Below are 20045 nucleotides of genomic sequence, written 5' to 3'. Positions count from 1 at the left end.
TTATAAAAAAAACAAATGTCGAGGAAGTATTGATGCGCATCGTTCCCCATATCCTGGGCGCAGCTATCGCTGCTGCTCTGATCAGCACTCCAGTTTTCGCCGCCGAACTCACCGGCACGCTGAAGAAAATCAACGACTCCGGCACTATCACTCTCGCTCACCGCGACAGCTCTATCCCGTTTTCCTACATTGCGGATGGCTCGGGCAAACCCGTGGGCTATTCCCATGACATTCAACTGGCCGTCGTTGAAGCCCTGAAAAAAGACCTGAACAAGCCCGATCTGAAGGTCAAATACAACCTGGTGACGTCTCAGACCCGTATTCCGCTGATCCAGAACGGCACCGCGGACCTGGAATGCGGCTCCACCACCAACAACGCCGAACGCGCCCAGCAAGTTGACTTCACCACCAACATCTTCGAAATCGGCACCCGTCTGCTGGTCAAGAAAGACAAGGATGGCAAGCCGTCCTACGTTGACTTTGCCGACCTGAAAGGCAAGAACGTCGTGACCACCGCCGGCACCACGTCCGAGCGCATCATCAAAGCGATGAACGCCGACAAGCAGATGGGCATGAACGTCATCTCCGCCAAAGACCACGGCGAATCCTTCCAGATGCTCGAAAGCGGCCGCGCGGTTGCCTTCATGATGGACGACGCCCTGCTGGCCGGCGAAGAAGCCAAGGCCAAGAAGCCGGATGACTGGGTAATCACCGGTACTCCGCAGTCCTTCGAAGCCTACGCGTGCATGGTTCGCAAAGGCGACCCGGACTTCAAGAAAGCCGTGGATGACGCCATCGCCAGCCTGTACAAGTCCGGCGAAATCAACAAGATCTACGCCAAGTGGTTTGAAAGCCCGATTCCACCAAAAGGCCTGAACCTCAACTTCCCGATGAGCGACAAGGTCAAGGAACTGATCAAGAACCCGAGCGACAAACCGGCTCCGGAAGTAAAGATCTAAAACCTGGCTAACCTTATCGCCTGAGGGAGCCAAACTCCTTCAGGCGTTTGTAATTACCTGCTGGCTTTAACTTGGAACACTCGACCTGGCGGTTTTCGAGCCGATTGCGTGTGCCTGACGTTCAACGTCAGGCGGGAACGGACTGTCCCAAGCGGGTGCTTGTACATCGATCGATCTCGAGGGGAGACCCTAATGAATTACAACTGGGACTGGGGCGTGTTCTTCAAGTCCACCGGCGTTGGCAGCGAGACTTATCTCGACTGGTACATCGCCGGCCTGGGCTGGACCATCGCCATCGCTGTCGTGGCATGGATCATCGCCTTGCTGCTGGGCTCCATTCTGGGGGTCATGCGCACCGTGCCAAACCGCCTCGTATCGGGCATCGCGACCTGCTACGTGGAACTGTTTCGTAACGTGCCGCTGCTGGTTCAGCTGTTCATCTGGTATTTCCTGATACCCGATCTGCTGCCGCAGAACCTGCAGGACTGGTACAAACAAGACCTGAACCCGACCACCTCGGCCTACCTGAGCGTCGTCGTGTGCCTGGGCCTGTTCACCGCCGCCCGTGTGTGTGAACAAGTACGCACCGGCATCCAGGCGCTGCCCCGTGGCCAGGAAGCCGCCGCGCGCGCCATGGGCTTCAAGCTGCCGCAGATCTACTGGAACGTGCTGCTGCCACAGGCCTATCGCATCATCATTCCGCCGCTTACCTCCGAATTCCTCAACGTGTTCAAGAACTCCTCCGTGGCGTCCTTGATCGGCCTGATGGAACTGCTGGCGCAGACCAAGCAGACCGCCGAGTTTTCGGCCAACCTGTTTGAAGCCTTCACCCTGGCCACGCTGATCTACTTCACCCTGAACATGAGCCTGATGCTGCTGATGCGCGTGGTCGAGAAGAAAGTCGCGGTGCCCGGCCTGATCTCCGTGGGGGGTAAATAATGGACTTCGATTTCAGCGGTATCATCCCCGCGATCCCGGGCCTGTGGAACGGCATGGTCATGACCCTGCAGTTGATGGTCATGGGCGTGGTCGGCGGCATCATCCTGGGTACGATCCTCGCGCTGATGCGCCTGTCGTCCAGCAAGCTGCTGTCCCGTGTGGCCGGCGCCTATGTGAACTACTTCCGTTCGATCCCGCTGCTGTTGGTGATCACCTGGTTCTACCTGGCGGTGCCGTTCGTGCTGCGCTGGATCACCGGTGAAGACACGCCGATCGGCGCGTTCACCTCCTGCGTCGTGGCCTTCATGATGTTCGAAGCCGCGTACTTCTGCGAAATCGTGCGGGCCGGCGTGCAGTCGATCGCCAAGGGCCAGATGGCCGCCGCGCAGGCGATGGGCATGACCTACGGCCAGACCATGCGCCTGATCATCCTGCCCCAGGCGTTTCGCAAGATGACCCCGCTGCTGCTGCAGCAGAGCATCATCCTGTTCCAGGACACGTCGCTGGTCTACACCGTGGGCCTGGTGGACTTCCTCAACTCTGCCCGTTCCAACGGCGACATCATCGGCCGCTCCAATGAGTTCCTGATCTTCGCCGGTGTCGTCTACTTCATCATCAGCTTTTCCGCCTCGCTGCTGGTCAAGCGTCTGCAAAAAAGGTTTGCCGTATGATCTCTATCAAGAACATCAACAAGTGGTATGGCGACTTCCAGGTGCTGACCGACTGCAGCACCGAGGTTAAAAAAGGCGAAGTGATCGTGGTGTGCGGGCCGTCCGGCTCGGGCAAGTCCACCCTGATCAAGTGCGTGAATGCGCTGGAGCCGTTCCAGAAAGGCGACGTGATCGTCGATGGCACTTCCATCGCCGACCCGAAGACCAACCTGCCGAAACTGCGCTCGCGCGTGGGCATGGTGTTCCAGCACTTCGAACTGTTCCCGCACCTGACCATCACCGAGAACCTGACCATCGCGCAGATCAAGGTGCTCGGCCGCAGCAAGGAAGAAGCCACCAAGAAGGGCCTGCAACTGCTGGAGCGCGTCGGCCTGTCGGCCCATGCCCACAAGCATCCAGGCCAACTGTCCGGTGGCCAGCAACAACGTGTGGCGATTGCCCGCGCCCTGGCCATGGACCCGATCGTCATGCTGTTCGACGAACCGACCTCGGCGCTGGACCCGGAAATGGTCAACGAAGTGCTCGACGTGATGGTGCAGTTGGCCCACGAAGGCATGACCATGATGTGCGTCACCCACGAAATGGGCTTCGCCCGCAAAGTGGCCGACCGCGTAATCTTCATGGACGCCGGCAAGATCATCGAAGACTGCCCGAAAGAAGAGTTCTTCGGCGACATCAGCGCCCGCTCCGAACGTGCGCAGCACTTCCTTGAGAAAATCCTGCAGCACTAAAAACAGCCTCACTCCCACCCTGTAGGAGCGAGCTTGCTCGCGAAGAACCCAAGAGCACCGCGGACATCCAGGATGCACGCGTCATCGTTGACGTTTTTCGCGAGCAAGCTCGCTCCTACAGTTGGCCGGAGGGCGGTAGCTGACCCAAGGCATCTGTGATGAAATGCGACCCCACCCCCTATCGCGCTGCGCCGCCATCACTTGCCGTGAAGCCTCGCCTGATACGTCAACTGTTCCTGCCGCCGTTGATCATCGCCCTGATGATCGGCTTGGGTTATATCGGCTTCTGCGTCAGTGAGTACTATGGCATCCGCACCCTCAGCGACAACGGCGAACGCCAGTTGGAGTTGCACGCTCGCACCGTCGAAAGCGAACTGAGCAAATACACCTACCTGCCCAGCCTCCTTGAGCTGGAATCCAGCGTTTCCCTGCTCCTGGCTGACCCCAACCAGGAAACCCGCAAGACCGTCAACGATTACCTCGAAGGCTTGAACCGCCGCAGCCGCAGCCGCGCCATCTACGTGATGGATACCACCGGCCGAGTGCTGGCCACCAGTAACTGGCGCGATGCCGACAGTTACCAGGGTGAAGACCTGTCCTTTCGCGCCTATTTCCAGAACGCCGTGCGCGGCCAGCCCGGTCGTTTCTACGGCATCGGCAGCACCAACGGCGAACCCGGCTACTACCTGGCCCACGGCCTGGAAGAGCATGGCAAGATCATTGGCGTCGCCGTGGTCAAGGTCCGCCTGGAAGCGCTTGAAGAGCGCTGGCAACGCGCGCGTCTCGAAGCTTTTGTCAGCGACGAAAACGGCATCATCATCCTGTCCAGTGACCCGGCCCGCCGCCTCAAGGCCGTGCGTCCCCTGAGCGAAGACACCAGGGACCGGCTGGCTAACAGCCTGCAATATTACTGGTCGACACTGGACGCCCTGGAGCCCCTGGCCCGCGAGCGGCTGAACGAAGGCAGCGAAAAGCTGACCTTCCCGGCCAACAGCGAAGTGGTCAACGATAAGCAAGAAGTCAGTTACCTGGCGCAAACCCGGCCACTGAATGACACACCGTGGAACTTCACCCTGCTCACCCCGCTGAATGAACTACGCCGCGCCGCGATCAACCAGGGCATCCTGGTCGCCGTCGCGTTTGGCTTGGTCGCGTTTTTGCTGATTGCCTGGAACGAGCGGCGCAAAGTCATCGCCACTCGCCTCGCCGCACGGGAGGCCTTGCAGGAAGCCAACAGCCAGCTGGAACGACGGATTGCCGAACGCACCGCCGACCTGCGTGCCAGCAATGAACGCCTCAAAGGCCAGATCCGCGAACGGCGCCAGGCCGAAGAGACTTTGCGCCGTGCCCAGGATGAACTGGTGCAGGCCGGCAAACTCGCAGCGATCGGCCAGATGTCCACCAGCATCGCCCACGAATTGAACCAACCCCTGGCCGCGCTGCGCACCCTGTCCGGCAACACCGTGCGCTTCCTCGAACGTGGGGCCCTGGACACCGCCAGCGCCAACCTCAAGACCATCAACGAACTGATCGATCGCATGGGTCGCATCACCGCCAGCCTGCGCTCGTTCGCCCGGCGCGGTGACGACCAGGGCGAAGCGAACCTGGCCAAGGCGGTGGACGCCGCGTTCCAGGTGCTCGGCGCGCGCCTGGACAACCTGCCCCTGGCCGTGCACCGTGACTTCACCCATGCCCAGTTGCAGATCGATCAGACGCGCCTGGAGCAGATCCTGGTCAACCTGATCGGCAACGCCCTCGATGCGATGCAGGCGCAACCGGCGCCGCAGTTGTGGCTGGAAGGCCAGAGCGCCGAGGGCAAATATCGCCTGCGGGTGCGCGACAATGGCCACGGCATCGACCCCGAGGCACGCAAACACCTGTTCGAGCCCTTCTTCACCACCAAGCCCGGCGAGCAAGGGCTGGGCCTGGGCCTGACCCTCTCCGCGAGCCTTGCGGCGGCCACCGGCGGCAGCCTGGCCGTGGAACATCCGGCCGCTGGTGGTACCGCGTTTGTCCTGAACCTGCCGCTGGCGGGCGCTGAAAAAGTTGAGTCGACATGAATATTGAACCCCAAGACCTCACCGTCCTGATCGTCGAAGATGACCCCCACGTACTGCTGGGTTGCCAGCAGGCATTGGCGCTGGAAGACATCCCCAGCGTTGGCGTGGGCAGTGCCGAAGAAGCGCTGACCCATATCGGCGAGAATTTCGCCGGCATTGTCATCAGCGATATTCGCCTGCCGGGTATCGATGGCCTGGCCTTGCTCACCCGCCTCAAGGCGCTGGATAAAAGCCTGCCGGTGGTGCTGATCACCGGGCATGGCGACATCTCCATGGCGGTCGGCGCCATGCGCAACGGCGCCTACGATTTCATGGAAAAACCCTTCTCCCCCGAACGCCTGGTAGACGTCGCCCGTCGTGCCCTAGAACAGCGTGGGCTGGCGCGGGAAGTCTGGTCGCTGCGGCGCCAACTGGCCGAGCGCGATTCGTTGGAGGGCCGCATCATCGGGCGCTCGCCGGCGATGCAAAACCTGCGCGAACTGATCGCCAACGTTGCCGACACGTCGGCCAACGTGCTGATCGAAGGCGAAACCGGCACCGGCAAGGAGCTGGTCGCGCGCTGCCTGCATGACTTCAGCCGGCGCCACGCCCACCAGTTCGTCGCCCTGAACTGCGGTGGGCTGCCGGAAAACCTGTTCGAAAGCGAGATTTTCGGCCACGAAGCCAACGCGTTTACCGGCGCCGGCAAGCGCCGCATCGGCAAGATCGAGCACGCCCATGAAGGCACGCTGTTTCTCGATGAAGTGGAAAGCATGCCGATCAACCTGCAGATCAAACTGCTGCGGGTCCTGCAGGAACGCACCCTTGAACGCCTGGGTTCGAACCAGAGCGTGGCCGTGGATTGCCGGGTAATCGCCGCCACCAAGTCCGACCTTGATGAACTGAGCCGCGCCAGCCAGTTCCGCAGCGACCTGTACTACCGTCTCAATGTGGTCACCCTGGAACTGCCGCCACTGCGCGAGCGCCGTGAAGATATCCTGCAGTTGTTCGAACACTTCCTGCAGCAGTCCTCACTGCGCTTCGATCGCATCGCCCCGGAGCTGGACAACCAGACCCTGTCGAGCCTGATGAGCCACGACTGGCCGGGCAACGTGCGCGAACTGCGCAACGTCGCCGAACGCTTCGCCCTGGGCCTGCCCGCGTTCAAGAAAAGCGGCACGGGCGGCAGCACCCACGGCCTGGCCTTTACCGAGGCGGTGGAAGCCTTCGAACGCAACCTGCTCGTTGACGCCCTGCAACGCAGCGGCGGCAACCTGACCCAGGCCAGCCAGGAACTGGGGATGGCCAAGACCACGCTGTTCGACAAGGTCAAAAAATACGGGTTGAGTCACTGATGGATCTATTCTTGAAAGCCGCCCTCGGCGCGGCGGTGGTGCTTATATTGGCCGCACTGGCCAAGACCAAAAACTATTACATCGCAGGCTTGGTGCCGCTGTTTCCGACCTTCGCGCTGATTGCCCACTACATCGTCGGCAAGGGCCGCTCGGTCGAGGATCTGAAGACCACCATTGTGTTTGGGATATGGTCGATCATTCCGTACTTTGTGTACTTGGCGACGTTGTATGTGATGGTGGATCGGATGCGGTTGGAGGCATCGCTCGCCGTGGCCGCAGTGGCCTGGTTGATGGCGGCAACCGTCCTGGTAAGCGTGTGGGTACGCCTCCACACCTGACCCAACGCGGTCAAAACTGTGGGAGGGGGCTTGCCCCGATGGCGTTGGGTCAGTCAATACATCTGTGGCTGACACACCGCTATCGGGAGCAAGCCCCCTCCCACATTTTGATCACAGTGTGTCAGCGGCCTGTTTGTCGATTTGGATAGCCTCTGCGTCAAGCGGTACGCGTCCACTCCCGACACACCACAGTCCAAATGTGGGAGGGGCTTGCCCCCGATGGCGGTGGGTCAGTCAATACATCTGTGGCTGTCACACCGCTATCGGGAGCAAGCCCCCTCCCACATTTTGATCACAGTGTGTCAGCGGCCTGTTTGTCGATTTGGATAGCCTCTGCGTCAAGCGGTACGCGTCCACTCCCGACACACCACAGTCCAAATGTGGGAGGGGGCTTGCCCCCGATGGCGGTGGGTCAGTCAATAAATTCATGGGTGACATACCGCTATCGGGAGCAAGCCCCCTCCCACAGTTTTAACCACAGTGTGTCAGCGGCCTGTTTGTCGATTTGAATAGCCTCTGCGTCAAGCGGTACGCGTCTACTCCTGACACACCACAGTCCAAATGTGGGAGGGGGCTTGCCCCCGATGGCGTTGGGTCAGTCAATACATCTGTGGCTGACATACAGCTATCGGGAGCAAGCCCCCTCCCACATTTGATCACAGTGTGTCAGCGGACTATTTTGTCGACTTGGATGCCCAGCTTCTTCAGGCGATACCAGAAGCTGCGCTCCGAGATACCGATCTTCGCTGCCGCCGCGGCCTGCACGCCATTGCTCTCCTGCAAGGCCGCCAGAATGTAGGCTTTCTCCACTTCCGCCAGCGCCGCATCCAGATCCTGTGGCACACCCGGCCCGTCGCTGAGGATCGCAGTCACCCCGCCCTCGCTCGGTTTCGAAGCAAACAAATACCCCGGCAAATCGATATCCTCGATCATCGGCGAAGCCGCTACGATGGTCGCTCGTTCCACGCAGTTTTGCAGCTCACGGATATTGCCCGGCCAGTGGTACGCCGCCATGGCCTGCAAGGCTTCCGGGCTGAACCCGGTGATGCGTTTGCCGGCGGTCGCGCTGAGGGTGCGGGCGAAGTGCCGGGCCAGGGGTGCGATGTCTTCCACGCGCTCGCGCAGGGCCGGCAAAGGAATCGGGAAGACATTCAGCCGGTAATACAGATCTTCGCGAAATTCCTTGTTGGCCACCGCGTCCAGCAGGTTCTTGTTGGTCGCGGCAATCACCCGCACGTCCACCTTGCGCTCGCGGGGATCACCCACCGGTTCGATGACCCGTTCCTGCAAGGCGCGCAAAATCTTGGCCTGCAAGGCCAGCGGCATATCACCGACTTCATCGAGGAACAGCGTGCCCTTGTCGGCCTGCATGAAGCGCCCTACCCGGTCGGCCACGGCGCCGGTGAAAGCGCCTTTGCGATGACCGAACATCTCGCTTTCCAGCAGCCCCTCAGGAATCGCCGCGCAATTGACCGCCACGAACGGTTGGTCGGCACGGCTGCCATGCTTGTGGATCGCGCGGGCAACCATTTCCTTGCCAGTGCCGCTTTCGCCGGTCAGCAGGATGGTTGCGCTGCTGTCGCGCACCGAGTCCACCGCCTGCAGTACTTTACGAAACGCCGGACTGTCACCGACCAGGCTGTCGAACTGTGCGTGTTCATCCAGCTCGGCACGCAAGCGCGCGTTATCGCGCATGATGTCGCGAAACTGCAGGGCCTTGGCCACCGTAATGTCCAGCTCGTCGATATCGAACGGCTTGGCAATGTAGTCGTAGGCACCATTGCGCATCGACTGCACGGCATTTTTCACCGTGCTGTAGGCCGTCATCACGATCACCGGCAACTGCGGATAACGCTGCTTGATCTCGGCCAGCAATGCCGGCCCGTCCATGCCCGGCATGCGCCAGTCGCTGATGACCAGGTCGATGTCCTCCTGCTCCAGTACCTTGAGCGCGTGCAGGCCATTACCGGCGGTAAACACCTGGATGCCGTTCTGGCTCAGGGCGGATGACAACAGGTCACAGAGCTTGGGCTCGTCGTCGACCACCAATACGTTATGCGTCATGCCCGTTCTCATCCTCACCGTCGTCTTCACCGTTAGCCGGAATGTACAGGTTGAAGGTGGCGCCGGCATCTTTCTCACTGACGCACTCGATGCTGGCGTCGTGGCTCTCCATGATCGAATAGACTTTGGCCAGGCCCAGCCCCGTGCCCGAGGCCTTGGTGGTGACGAACGGCGTGAAAATGCGCTCGACCATATCCGCCGGAATGCCCTGGCCGGTATCGGCGATGCTGATCACGGTAGTGTCACCCACGCTGCGGATACCCAGGGTGAGGCGCCCGCCTTCAGGCATCGCGTCGATGGCGTTGAGAATCAGGTTCAGACAGGCCTGCTTGAGCTGCTTGGCATCCGCGTAGAGCGTGGCGTCGGGCGCCTGGTCGTCAATCTGTGCATCGATATTGTGAGTACTCAACTCCGGGCCACAGAAGCCGAGGATGTCTTCCACCAACGGGCGTGCCGGTTGCTGTACGCGGATCGGCGGATTGGGCTTGGCGAAGTCGAGGAATTCGGTGATCAGGTCGTTGATCCGGCTGACCTCGCTGATCACGTACTCCAAGTGGCGTTTGTCGGCGTCCGGAAGGTCGGCGCGTCGGTGCAACAGTTGAGTGGCCGTCTTGATGATCCCTAACGGGTTGCGGATTTCATGGGCCAGGCCCATGGCGACTTCACCCAGGGCATGCAGACGATCACGCCGGCGCAGTTGGGCCTCCAGGTGATGCAATTCGCCCAGGCGTTCAGTCATGTGGTTGAAGGTGCTGCTCAGTTGCGCCAGCTCGTCGCCGCCACTGACCTCTACCCGGTGCGCGTAGTTGCCGGAGATCACCGCATTCACGCCTTGGGACAAGTCCCGCAGGGGCTGGGTCAGGCGCCGCGACACCCACACCCCTGCCGCCAGTGACAGCGCCGAGCTGACCAGGAAAATCAGCACGAACAAGTTGCTCTGGTTCACCAGCCCCACCAGGCTCGTGTGGCGCAGCAGGCCGCTGAAGATGACGCCTTGCAGCTCGCCGGCATCGTTGAATATCGGCCAGTACAAACCGCTGTACTGGTTGGTGAACTGCTCGCTCGGTTGCCGGGTGCTGCGCAGCTCGGCTTCGACATTCTTCGGGATGCGCGCCGGGTGGTTTTCGAAGCGCTGGGTGGAAAATATCTCGGAAAACCCCGTGGCATTGGCCAGGTACAGGCGCAGGTCGAGGGAATGCACATCGGCCACGCTGGTAAGGAAGCTGCTGTCCAGGTAGGTGGCTACCAGCAACAGATAATCGACGCCATCGCGGTTGGTCTCGAAGGTCGATACCACCAGGCCCGTGCTGACGCCGGCCACCTGTACGGTCTGCAACACCGTGTTGCTGGTCAGGTTGATCTGCTTGACGATGTCGTCGGCGGCGGTGCTGAACACCACCTTGTGATCACTGCTACGAATCAGCGCCACCACATCAATGTCGGTGGCATCGGCGATGTCGGCGGTGAGCCGGTCATGCCGTTCGGCCTGCCGCGATGAGGGTGGGCTGGTGTAGCGCAGGAACAGCTTGGCCATGCGCGCGTTGTCGTGAAGGATGTCGCCGATCTCGTCCTTGACGATCTTGGTCGACTCCTGCAGCCAGATACGCACGTTGCTGTCGAAAATCTGCGACAACGTGGTGGCGGCCAATTCCGCCGCGATCATGGTCGGAATGACGCTGACCAGCCAGAAGGCCAGCACCAGCTTGCGCTGGACGCTCCAGCGCGAAATGGCAAAGGGGCGGGCTTTCTGGCGGGTCTTGGTGATCATCAGGTTTCGCTTATCGCAGCAGCCATGGCAGGGTCGGAACGATCCGGTCGGAACAACATTTTGACTAACTTGAGCACGCCGTTGACCCACCGATTGCGGTGGCGGAAGAACAGGCTGTTGCCCTGGAACTGGCAGCCCAGGCGCAGTTTACTGGCATACCCGGCCTGGCCGCACTCGTACACCGCAATATTGTGTTGAATACAGTAGTCGACATTGGTCAGCCAGCTACGGAAGTACAGGTTGTACTCACGGCTGAACGCGATGTCATGCCCGAAAAACTTATCGATCAGCCGATGCTCGTCGAGCAGGATCAGGTTGAACGCCACCAGGTGCTCGTCCACCCAGTAAAGAACACACACCGCACGCGCTTGCAGCTGTTCGAGAATCCCCGTGAAGTAACCGGCGGGCAGGCGTTCGAACTGCAAGTCCGCGCGCTTCAGCGTGGCTTCATAGAGGCGCATGACCTCGGGCAGCACATCATCGATGTTGTGCCGCCACTCCACCCGCGGCCCCGGTGCGCGCAGTTTGCGGCGCAGGTCTTTGCGGGTGGATTTACCCAGCGAGCCAAGGTAAGCGTCCACTGAGCCGTAGGGCAGCGGCAACACGCCCGTGGGCAGGCTCGGCATGCTTTGAAAGCCAGCCGCACGGCAACTTTCGGCCCAATGCGGGTCGTTGCTCGGTGCGTCCTTGACTGCCAGCAGGCCGATGCCAAAGTCATCCGCATCCCGGCGCGCGACCTCCAGCAAGTGCTTGAGCAACTGCGGGCGCCGCGCATCCGCCACGCCACTGGCAAAACCGACGTCGCAGCGCTCGGCCACCGGCGAACCGAGGGCATACAACCCCAGTTGCAACAGACCCGGCCACAGTCGCGCCACACGTTCGGTCATGCGCTTGCCGGCGCCCGACAGTGTCGTGTCGAGACGATAATGGGTGATGAACGCAACAGCCACTGCCGCCAGCGTCCCCTCTTCGTAAACCGCCAGGTAACGCCACTGAAAGTCATCGATCTCGGCGTTTTCCACCGCGAGGTAATAGTCCCAGTCCTCCAGGGCACCGGGAAAACAGTCATTCCAGGCATCGCGCTGGATGGCCCGGATAGACGGGTAGGCTTGGGTGGTTATCACATCTGATCCCTTTGTGGCGAGGGAGCTTGCTCCCGCTGGGCTGCGAAGCAGCCCCCTCAACAGCAGTGAGTTCTTTCAGCTAAAAAGAGACCGCCGGTTTCAGGGCAGCTTCGCTGCCCAGCGGGAGCAAGCTCCCTCGCCACAACAGCTCAGGTTCGACGGACCGAATGTGCTGCTCGACAAACGCGGCGCTCAACTCGATCACCCGGCGGTATTGCAGGTCGACGGTGATCATGTGGTAGCAGTTATCCAGCAGGATCTTGGTCACCGGGCCACCGAGGTGGCGCTCCACGTAATCGGCGTTCCAGCGGCTGGTGATGTCGTCCTCGAGGGAGTGCAGCACCAGCGTCGGTACCTTGACCTCGGGCATGCGTTTCCTGACCACGGCGTTCAGGCGGTGCAACTCGCGCACGGTGATACCTTCCATGGTCAGCAACCCCGCCTCGCTGCTTTCGCCTTGCTTCATCTGCCGCTCGACGACGGCCCGCAGGCGTTCATTCTTGATGCCGTAGGGCGGCTTTTCTTCGAAGCTGCACAGGTGCACGCCGAACGGAATCTTCATCAGCAACGGCGTCAGAAACGCCAGTTTGTTGATGCTCCAGCCGTCGTACTTCAAGGTGGTGGAATACATCAGCAGCCCGGCGACCCGTCCCGGGTGTTCGGCGGCCACATACATCGACATCACCGCGCCCATGGACAAGCCGCCGACGAACACTTGCGCGTGACGCCGCTCGATCTGTGCGAAAGTCTTGCGCACCCCTTCGTACCAGTCCCGCCAGCCGGTGGCCTGCAGGTCGCTGTTATCACCGCAGTGCCCGGCCAGGGTGGGCACATACACCGTGCAGTTGCCCGCCTTGACCAGCCCCCTGGCGACCTGGCGCAATTCCGTCGGGGTGCCGGTCAGGCCGTGAATCAACAGGATCCCGACCGGACCAGCACCGAGAACGAAGCCGGCATCACCTTCACCGAGGTCGATCTCGCCGACACTCACCGTGTGGTCGCTCGCACCAGCAGTTGCTCGAGCAGCTTCAGGCCCAGGTCGATTTCCGGGTAGCTGATTTCCAGGGACGGCGCCAGGGTGATCACGTTCTTGTAGTAGCCGCCCACGTCGAGGATCAGGCCGAGCTTCTGGCCATCCACCAGCATGTCGCCTTTCATGCCCTCCTCGACCATGTAGTCCAGGGTCGCCTTGTCTGGGGTAAAACCGTCCGGGCCGCAGATTTCGCAGCGCAGCGCCAGGCCCAGGCCGTCGACGTCGCCGATGATCGGAAAACGTTTCTGCAAGTCCTGCAGGCCTTCAAGGAAATATTTGCCCTTGGCCATGACCATCGCGCCGTAGTCGACTTCGCTGGTCATCTTGAACATTTCCAGGCCGACCGCCGTGCCCAATGGGTTGGAAGCGAAGGTGGAGTGGGTCGAACCTGGCGGGAAGATTTTCGGGTTGATCAACTCTTCACGGGCCCAGATGCCGCCCAGCGGGTTGAGGCCGTTGGTCAGCGCCTTGCCGAACACGATCACGTCCGGCTGCACGTCGAAGTGCTCGATCGACCACAGTTTGCCGGTGCGGTAGAAACCCATCTGGATTTCATCGGACACCATCAGGATGCCGTGCTGGTCCAGTACGTGCTTGAGCTCGCGATAGAAGTTCATCGGCGGGATCACGTAGCCGCCGGTGCCCTGGATCGGCTCGACGTAGAACGCCGCGTATTCGCACTGGTTGGTTTTCGGGTCCCAGACGCCGTTGTATTCAGTCTCGAACAACCGCGCAAATTGCTGCACACAGTGGCTGCCGTACTCTTCCTTGGTCATGCCCTTCGGGCCACGGAAGTGATAAGGGAACGGGATGAAGTTGGCGCGCTCGCCAAAGTGGCCATAGCGGCGACGGTAGCGGAAGCTGGAGGTGATCGACGAGGCGCCGAGGGTGCGCCCGTGGTAGCCGCCTTCGAAGGCGAACATCAGGCTCTTGCCGTTGGACGCGTTACGCACCACTTTCAACGAGTCTTCAATCGACTGCGAACCACCGACGTTGAAGTGCACGCGACCGTCGAGGCCGAACTTGTTCTTGGCGTCCACCGCGATCATTTCCGACAGCTCGATCTTGCCCTTGTGCAGGTACTGGCTGGCAATCTGCGGCAGGGTGTCGATCTGTTGCTTCAATGCGTTGTTCAGGCGCGGGTTGGCGTAGCCAAAGTTGACAGCCGAGTACCACATCTGCAGGTCGAGGTAGGCCTGGTCTTCGGTGTCCCACACATAGGAACCTTCGCAACGGCTGAAAATACGCGGCGGCTCGATGTAATGCACAGTGTCGCCGTAGGAGCAGTACTTGGCTTCTTTATCCAGAAGGATCTGGTCTTCGGCGGTAGCGATACGGATATCAGACATGATGGAAAATTTCCTGAGTGTCGGCAGTAAAGGAGGTGGCGTTGGCGGCGATGCCTTGTGGCAGTTGCGCCAGCAATGCAGGCACTTCGGCAAAGGTGTCGAAGCGCGCATGGGGAATCTGGTGGGCGATGCAATACTCGGCGAGGCTGCCCTTGGCGAACACGAAGTCGGCGGTGGAAGCCACGCACATATCGGACTTGCCGTCGCCGATCACCAGCACGCGCTTGTTGCGCGGCGTGGATTTGCATTTGCAGTTGCCGGAAGCGGCGCGGCAGGCGTCGCTGGCATACGGGAAGTCGATGCGCCAGCTGTTCTGGTCGACCTGGCGCAGGCGGTTGGCGAGGATCGGCAGCAAGGTCACGTAGTTGCGCGACAGAATGCGCGCGATGCCTTGCTCGATGCCGTCGCTGACCACTTCGATGGTCGCGCCCAGACCCATGACGTGATCGACGAAATCCGGGAAGTCCGGGTCGATCTCGACACTGTCGAAATAGGCCAGCAATTCGCTCGGGGTCGCCTTGATCAGCGCCAGTTGGCGGCTCAGGCATTCGCGTGAACCGATATGCCCGTCCAGCCATTCCTGTTCGATGGTTTCCCATTCGGGGCCGGCGAAGCGTTGGAGGACGTTGTCGATGACATCGGTGGGGGTGATGGTCCCGTCGAAGTCACACACGATATGCCATTGGATCATTGCGTCTACCTTTGGAAAGAGGCGCGCTGTATGCGCTTGCATTACCGGTAGAGCAGGGAGCGTGCCAATTGGCCAAAGCCCAGCGGGGCTGGGGCTTTGCCGGATATTCCGGGCGACAGGTGCGCTGGAAGCTACAATTTTTGTAGCTTGCTACAAACAAGATGAGTGCTTGCGCAGGCGCCAGGGTTTGCGCGTTCATGCGCGCCTGTTCACTCATCAGGAACTGTGACCATGTTAAGGATCACATGCGCTGCGCTCGCCGGACTGCTGAGCCTCAGCGCCCATGCCGGCGGCATCACCGGAGACGTCGGCGCAGGCGTCAGCTACCAACCCCACGACCCGACCGGCAGCCGCTACGAAACCCGCCCCGTGCCCTACCTGGACCTGGACTGGGGTGACGTCAGCCTGAGCACCGATGACGGCTTGAGCTGGAGCGCATTGAACGCCCACGGCCTCACCGCCGGCCCGTACATCAATTACCTGTCAGGCCGTACCTCCAACGGCGCGCTGCAAGGCCTGCGCAATGTGTCGGACATGGCCGAGGTCGGCGGTTTCGTCCAGTACGCGCCGGCCGATTTCTGGCGGGTCTACGCGCAGCTGGGCCAGGCCGTGGGCGGTGGTCATTCCCAGAGCGGGGTGCTGGGCAAGGTCGGCGGTGAACTCGGTTACCCGTTGGGCGGTGGAATCATCGGCAGCAGCGGCCTGGTGGCGCACTTTGCCGACGCGCGCCAGAACCAGACATTTTTCGGGGTGGACGATAACGAGGCGGCCGCCACGGGGTTCAAGGCCTATAACGCCAGTGGCGGTTTCCAGAACGTCACCTTGAGCCAGAGCTTCCAGTTCCCCCTGGCGCGCAACTGGTCATTGCTGACCAGTGCGAGTTGGGTGCACCTGGTCGGCTCGGCGGCCAACAGCAGCATCGTCAGGCAAGCCGGCGAGGTGAACCAGGGCCAGGTGCAGACGGCGATCAGCTACACATTCGATTAAATGTGGGAGGGGTTTACTGTAGGAGCGAGCTTGCTCGCGAAAAACCTGAGAACGCCGCGTTAAACCAGATTCGCTGCGTTATCGTTGACGTTCTTCGCGAGCAAGCTCGCTCCTACAAAAAGCCCTAACTGACAGGCATTAGGGCAAGCCCCCTCCCACAGGGGGCCGTGTTTCAGTTTTCTTCGCCCTCGGCCAACAGGGCGATGCCTGCAATAATCACCGCAACTCCCACCCAATGCAGCGGGCTGATGTGCTCTCCCAACCCCAGCCAAGACCCCAGCAACACCGCCACGAACACCAGCGAACTCAACGGAAAGGCCAACGACAGACTGCTGCGCCGCAGGATCAGCATCCACACGAAAAACGCGCTGATATAACTGGCAATCGCCGCCAGAATCCCCGGGTTGCGCGCGACATCCGCCAGCCATTGCCAGGTGAAATCCATCTGCCCCAATTGATCACCGGCCACCTTGGTAAACAACTGCCCGGCACTTTCAGTGGCGATCAACAGCGCCCACAGCACCAGCGTGCCAAGCCGCCCATGCAGCCAGCCCGTGTCGACGGTTTGCGTACTCATGCCTGGCCCCCCGCAATCGCCACCAACATCACCCCAACCGTAATCACCAGCGTGCCCAGCCAACGGCGGCGGCTGACGGTCTCCTTGAGCACCCAACGGCCCGCCAGCACCACCAGGCAATACGCCAACGCCGCCAGCGGAAACAGCAGGCTCAACGGCGCACGGGACAAGGCTTCGAGCCAGACGAAAAACTCGATGACATAGGCCCCGATGCCGGCCCAGAGCAGCGGCGCATTGAGCACCTGGCCCCAGAACGCGCGCAGACGGAAACCGCCATCGAGTTGCGGCAAACGGTCCACACCGAGCTTGAAACACAACTGGCCGATCACATCGAGCACGATGGAAAGCGCCAGCAACATTATGACGGTCAGGCTCACGGGAACAACTCCTCGAACAGATCGATCAGCGCCGCATTGGTCGCGGCATTGCGCTGCAAATCCTGCGCGCTCCAACGCTCGGGCGGGGGCTGGTCGGATTTGGCTTCCCAGCGCTTGAACGCGTTGCTGAAGGCAGGCGCCGCGAACTCGCCGCACACGTCGATGCCAATGATGCGTTTATGCGCGGCCAACGCCCGCAGGGCCTGGAGCAAGTGGCTCAGGCGCATGCCGCCCTGGTCCCAGTTGGTGGCGGCGTCTTCACTGGCGAGCACGTCTTTGTCGAGGGTGATCCAGACCGCGTCGGTGGGCAGGCTGGCGATCATCTGGTCCAGGAACGTGGCCCAGTCCAGCTCCGCCAGGTTGCGCCAGTGCAGGTGATTTTCCTGCTGTCGGTGCCCGGCGCCATCGCCAACCCGGCCCCAGACTTTCGAGGGCGGGTGCTGCCAGGGGAACAGCTGCAACTGCCCGCGCTTGAGGGCGCCGAGGTTACCGCCGCGCAACTGCGGGTTATGCAGGTCGTCGCTGCAAGGGCCCAGGGTGACGATGCGTTTGATCGCCGGCATCTTCAGCGCGCGGTTGACCCACGAACCACAGTGGCGCTTGGGCGCAAAGCGCACCCAGTCGGGGTGGTTGTCGAAGTGGATCAGGCTGATGGGTTCTTTCAGGTCGGCGAGAAACGCCGGCGTGAGGTGGTGATAGTCGCCAGAGCCGACGAACAGGATTTCCGGGCGCGCATCCCTGGGCCGTGGCCGCTGGGCCAGGCGTTCGACGAAACGTTTCCAGGTTTTTTCGGTGGACCACAGGCGCAGTTTCGGGCCCAGGTCCAGCAGATCCAGGCGCGTGGCCCGGCCGCTGGCCAACCGCTGGGCAATCGGCGCCTGACCGGTGAGGCTGTGGTCGAGGTCAAGAATATTCAAGGCAGTGTTTCATCCCTAATGGCAGCGCCCAACCGCAGACCGGGTGGGCTTTAGGGGGTCAATGCAAGGGATGGGCCAGGGGTATATCGAGACCTACACAAAACCAATGTGGGAGGGGGCTTGCCCCCGATAGCAGTGTGTCAGCCAACTATTGGTGACTGACACACCGTCATCGCGGGCAAGCCCCCTCCCACATTTTGATCGGTGTCTGGCTTTAGTTTTTGGACTCACTAATGATCTGGCGAATCGCCCCAACAAAGGCTTCTGCCGGCTGGCCACCACTGACGGCATACTGGTCGTTGAACACGATGGTCGGCACCGAGGTCACGCCACGGGTGATCCACAGCTTCTCCTGCTCACGCACCTCTGCTGCGTATTCGTCGCTGGCGAGAATCTCGGCGGCGCGCTTGAGGTCCAGGCCGACGCTTTCGGCGATGATCGCCAGGGTCGCGTGGTCGGAGGGGTCTTGGCCGTCGGTGAAATAGGCTTTGAACAGCGCCTCCTTGAGGTTGTATTGCAAACCTTCCAACCCGGCCCAATGCAACAGGCGGTGCGCATCGAAGGTGTTGTAGATGCGGCTCTGGCCATCGGTGCGAAAGGCAAAGCCCAACGCGGCGCCCATGTCGCGAATGCGCTCGCGGTTGGCCTGGGACTCTTCGGCGCTGGAGCCGTATTTCTCAGTGATATGTTCCACGATGTTTTGCCCGTCGGCGGGCATGTTCGGGTTCAATTCGAACGGCTGGAAATGAATCTCGGCCTGCACCTCGGCGCCAAGCTCATCAAGGGCTACGGTCAAGCCGCGCAGGCCGATGATGCACCAGGGGCAAGACACGTCGCTGATGAAATCGATTTTCAGGGGAGTACTCATGGGCAGGCCACCTCGCTGGCATTAATGCGCCGCAAAAGCGACACGATACACCACCTTCACAGCAGCTTCGAAGGCTCGCCCAGGTCGATCTGCGCCCAGTGCGCAGTATCTTCGCGATGGGCTTGCAGGTAAGGCAGCACTGCCGCCAGCAACGGCGCCTTGAACGCCTCCTGGAAACGGTGGGCTAGGCCTGGAATCAATTTCAACTGGCTGCCCTGGATATGCGCGGCCAGATGAACGCCGTGCATCACCGGCAGCAACGGGTCGGCGGTGCCGTGGACTACCAGGGTCGGCACCCGCAGCTGGTTGAGCAACGGCACGCGGCTCGGCTCGGCGAGGATCGCCATGATCTGGCGCTTCACGCCTTCGGGGTTGAACGCACGGTCATAGGACAGCGCCGCCTGATGCAGCAATGCCTGGCGATCATCCTGCACATTCGGGCTGCCCAGTGCCGCAAGCAAATCCGCCTGCTGTTCCAACGCCACCTCACGATTAGGCGCGCTGCGCCGCGACAGCAACTGCACCAGTGCCGCATTCGGGGCCGGCAGGCCTTCGGCGCCGGAGCTGGTCATGATCAGGGTCAGGCTTTCCACCCGCTGCGGCGCCATCGCCGCCAGGTGCTGGGCGATCATGCCGCCCATGCTCGCCCCCAGCACGTGAAATTGCCGGACCTGCAACGCATCCATCAAACCCAAGGCATCGTCGGCCATGTCGGTCAGCGTGTAGGGCGCCGCCACCGGCAGGCCGAGCTTGTAGCGCAGCACCTCGAAAGTCAGGTTGGCGCTGGCCGGTGCCTGGCGCCAGGTGGACAGGCCAACATCGCGGTTGTCGTAGCGGATTACCCGAAAACCTTGCTGGCACAGGGCGACGACCACTTCGTCAGGCCAGTGGATCAACTGCCCGCCCAGGCCCATCACCAACAGCAAGGCAGGGTCGGACGCACGCCCGATACTCTGGTAGGCGATGCTTACCTGAGCCAGGTCGACCGTTTGGGTCGGGACATTGACGTCACATCGAGAAGCCGCAAAAGACGGCAGGCCGAACAACAGAGCGGCCAGTAAAAGCAACACGCGCATGAAAAACACCGAAATGCAGAACCCCAGTAGAGCGCGAGTCTGATGAAGTTTGTTCAAGCGCGCTGCCACAGTTCGATGACAGTTTGATGAAGAGTGCTAGGCGGTCCTGGTCGACATGCGCTGCAACATGAGACAAACTCACGCCATTCCGCTTCGTCACAAATTGTCTTCATGGAGAGCCC

General features: G+C 61.3%; 19 protein-coding genes. 8 read left to right on the top strand and 11 right to left on the bottom strand.

Features of this window, described 5'->3' with window-relative positions:
• Positions 1-32 precede the first annotated feature (32 nt).
• The 7 genes from C4J92_RS05825 (at position 33) to C4J92_RS05795 (ending at position 7032) form a co-directional block, all read left to right on the top strand.
• The gene (locus C4J92_RS05825) at positions 33-959 is read left to right on the top strand and encodes a glutamate/aspartate ABC transporter substrate-binding protein (protein WP_124369809.1); all 927 of its coding nucleotides are present in this window, start codon (positions 33-35) and stop codon (positions 957-959) included.
• Between the two features lie 192 nt (positions 960-1151).
• Positions 1152-1898, top strand: coding sequence for an amino acid ABC transporter permease (locus tag C4J92_RS05820; RefSeq protein WP_024073702.1), 747 nt, complete (start codon positions 1152-1154; stop codon positions 1896-1898).
• Positions 1898-2569 carry an amino acid ABC transporter permease gene (locus C4J92_RS05815; protein ID WP_124403238.1) on the top strand — a complete coding sequence of 224 codons (672 nt, stop codon included), beginning with the start codon at positions 1898-1900 and terminating at the stop codon, positions 2567-2569. The genes C4J92_RS05820 and C4J92_RS05815 overlap by 1 nt, the downstream gene beginning before the upstream one ends.
• A complete protein-coding gene (locus C4J92_RS05810) occupies positions 2566-3300 on the top strand; it encodes an amino acid ABC transporter ATP-binding protein (protein WP_124361503.1) in 735 nt (244 codons plus the stop codon). The genes C4J92_RS05815 and C4J92_RS05810 overlap by 4 nt, the downstream gene beginning before the upstream one ends.
• Before the next feature lie 158 nt (positions 3301-3458).
• On the top strand, positions 3459-5360 hold the full coding sequence (locus C4J92_RS05805; protein WP_124403237.1) for a sensor histidine kinase: 1902 nt from the start codon (positions 3459-3461) through the stop codon (positions 5358-5360).
• Positions 5357-6694 (top strand): sigma-54 dependent transcriptional regulator, encoded by a 1338-nt coding sequence (locus tag C4J92_RS05800; RefSeq protein ID WP_124403236.1) that lies wholly within the window; start codon positions 5357-5359, stop codon positions 6692-6694. The genes C4J92_RS05805 and C4J92_RS05800 overlap by 4 nt, the downstream gene beginning before the upstream one ends.
• On the top strand, positions 6694-7032 hold the full coding sequence (locus C4J92_RS05795; RefSeq protein ID WP_124403235.1) for a GlpM family protein: 339 nt from the start codon (positions 6694-6696) through the stop codon (positions 7030-7032). Before C4J92_RS05800 ends, C4J92_RS05795 begins: the two co-directional genes overlap by 1 nt.
• A 666-nt stretch (positions 7033-7698) precedes the next feature.
• On the opposite strand, the gene C4J92_RS05790 is transcribed toward C4J92_RS05795, so the two are convergent.
• From C4J92_RS05790 to C4J92_RS05765, 6 genes are all read right to left on the bottom strand, one after another.
• A complete protein-coding gene (locus tag C4J92_RS05790; RefSeq protein WP_124403234.1) occupies positions 7699-9096 on the bottom strand; it encodes a sigma-54 dependent transcriptional regulator in 1398 nt (465 codons plus the stop codon).
• On the bottom strand, positions 9086-10864 hold the full coding sequence (locus C4J92_RS05785; protein ID WP_124361498.1) for a HAMP domain-containing sensor histidine kinase: 1779 nt from the start codon (positions 10862-10864) through the stop codon (positions 9086-9088). Before C4J92_RS05785 ends, C4J92_RS05790 begins: the two co-directional genes overlap by 11 nt.
• The gene (locus C4J92_RS05780; protein ID WP_124403233.1) at positions 10864-11988 is read right to left on the bottom strand and encodes a GNAT family N-acetyltransferase; all 1125 of its coding nucleotides are present in this window, start codon (positions 11986-11988) and stop codon (positions 10864-10866) included. The genes C4J92_RS05785 and C4J92_RS05780 overlap by 1 nt, the downstream gene beginning before the upstream one ends.
• Before the next feature lie 79 nt (positions 11989-12067).
• Positions 12068-12979: a carboxylesterase gene (locus tag C4J92_RS05775; protein ID WP_124403232.1), complete on the bottom strand. Its 912-nt coding sequence runs from the start codon at positions 12977-12979 to the stop codon at positions 12068-12070.
• Positions 12976-14370 carry an aspartate aminotransferase family protein gene (locus tag C4J92_RS05770; RefSeq protein ID WP_124403231.1) on the bottom strand — a complete coding sequence of 465 codons (1395 nt, stop codon included), beginning with the start codon at positions 14368-14370 and terminating at the stop codon, positions 12976-12978. Before C4J92_RS05770 ends, C4J92_RS05775 begins: the two co-directional genes overlap by 4 nt.
• A complete protein-coding gene (locus C4J92_RS05765; RefSeq protein ID WP_124403230.1) occupies positions 14363-15061 on the bottom strand; it encodes an MtnX-like HAD-IB family phosphatase in 699 nt (232 codons plus the stop codon). Before C4J92_RS05765 ends, C4J92_RS05770 begins: the two co-directional genes overlap by 8 nt.
• A 231-nt stretch (positions 15062-15292) precedes the next feature.
• Here C4J92_RS05765 and C4J92_RS05760 point away from each other — a divergent pair, with 231 nt between their 5' ends.
• Complete coding sequence (locus C4J92_RS05760) at positions 15293-16048, top strand: MipA/OmpV family protein (protein ID WP_124403229.1); 756 nt, start codon at positions 15293-15295, stop codon at positions 16046-16048.
• Between the two features lie 172 nt (positions 16049-16220).
• On the opposite strand, the gene C4J92_RS05755 is transcribed toward C4J92_RS05760, so the two are convergent.
• The 5 genes from C4J92_RS05755 to C4J92_RS05735 form a co-directional block, all read right to left on the bottom strand.
• Positions 16221-16625: an EamA family transporter gene (locus C4J92_RS05755; protein WP_124403228.1), complete on the bottom strand. Its 405-nt coding sequence runs from the start codon at positions 16623-16625 to the stop codon at positions 16221-16223.
• Positions 16622-17002 (bottom strand): EamA family transporter, encoded by a 381-nt coding sequence (locus C4J92_RS05750; protein WP_124403227.1) that lies wholly within the window; start codon positions 17000-17002, stop codon positions 16622-16624. The genes C4J92_RS05755 and C4J92_RS05750 overlap by 4 nt, the downstream gene beginning before the upstream one ends.
• The gene (locus C4J92_RS05745) at positions 16999-17919 is read right to left on the bottom strand and encodes an arginase (RefSeq protein WP_124403226.1); all 921 of its coding nucleotides are present in this window, start codon (positions 17917-17919) and stop codon (positions 16999-17001) included. The genes C4J92_RS05750 and C4J92_RS05745 overlap by 4 nt, the downstream gene beginning before the upstream one ends.
• A gap of 214 nt (positions 17920-18133) precedes the next feature.
• Positions 18134-18787 carry a DsbA family oxidoreductase gene (locus tag C4J92_RS05740; RefSeq protein WP_124403225.1) on the bottom strand — a complete coding sequence of 218 codons (654 nt, stop codon included), beginning with the start codon at positions 18785-18787 and terminating at the stop codon, positions 18134-18136.
• Positions 18788-18843: 56 nt separating this feature from the next.
• Positions 18844-19863, bottom strand: coding sequence for an alpha/beta fold hydrolase (locus C4J92_RS05735; protein WP_124361488.1), 1020 nt, complete (start codon positions 19861-19863; stop codon positions 18844-18846).
• Between the last annotated feature and the right edge of the window lie 182 nt (positions 19864-20045).

Source organism: Pseudomonas sp. R3-18-08 (assembly GCF_003852065.1).
Lineage (GTDB): Bacteria > Pseudomonadota > Gammaproteobacteria > Pseudomonadales > Pseudomonadaceae > Aquipseudomonas.
The sequence above is the reverse complement of the archived record's forward strand: the minus strand, read 5'-3'. Positions and strand labels throughout refer to the sequence as shown.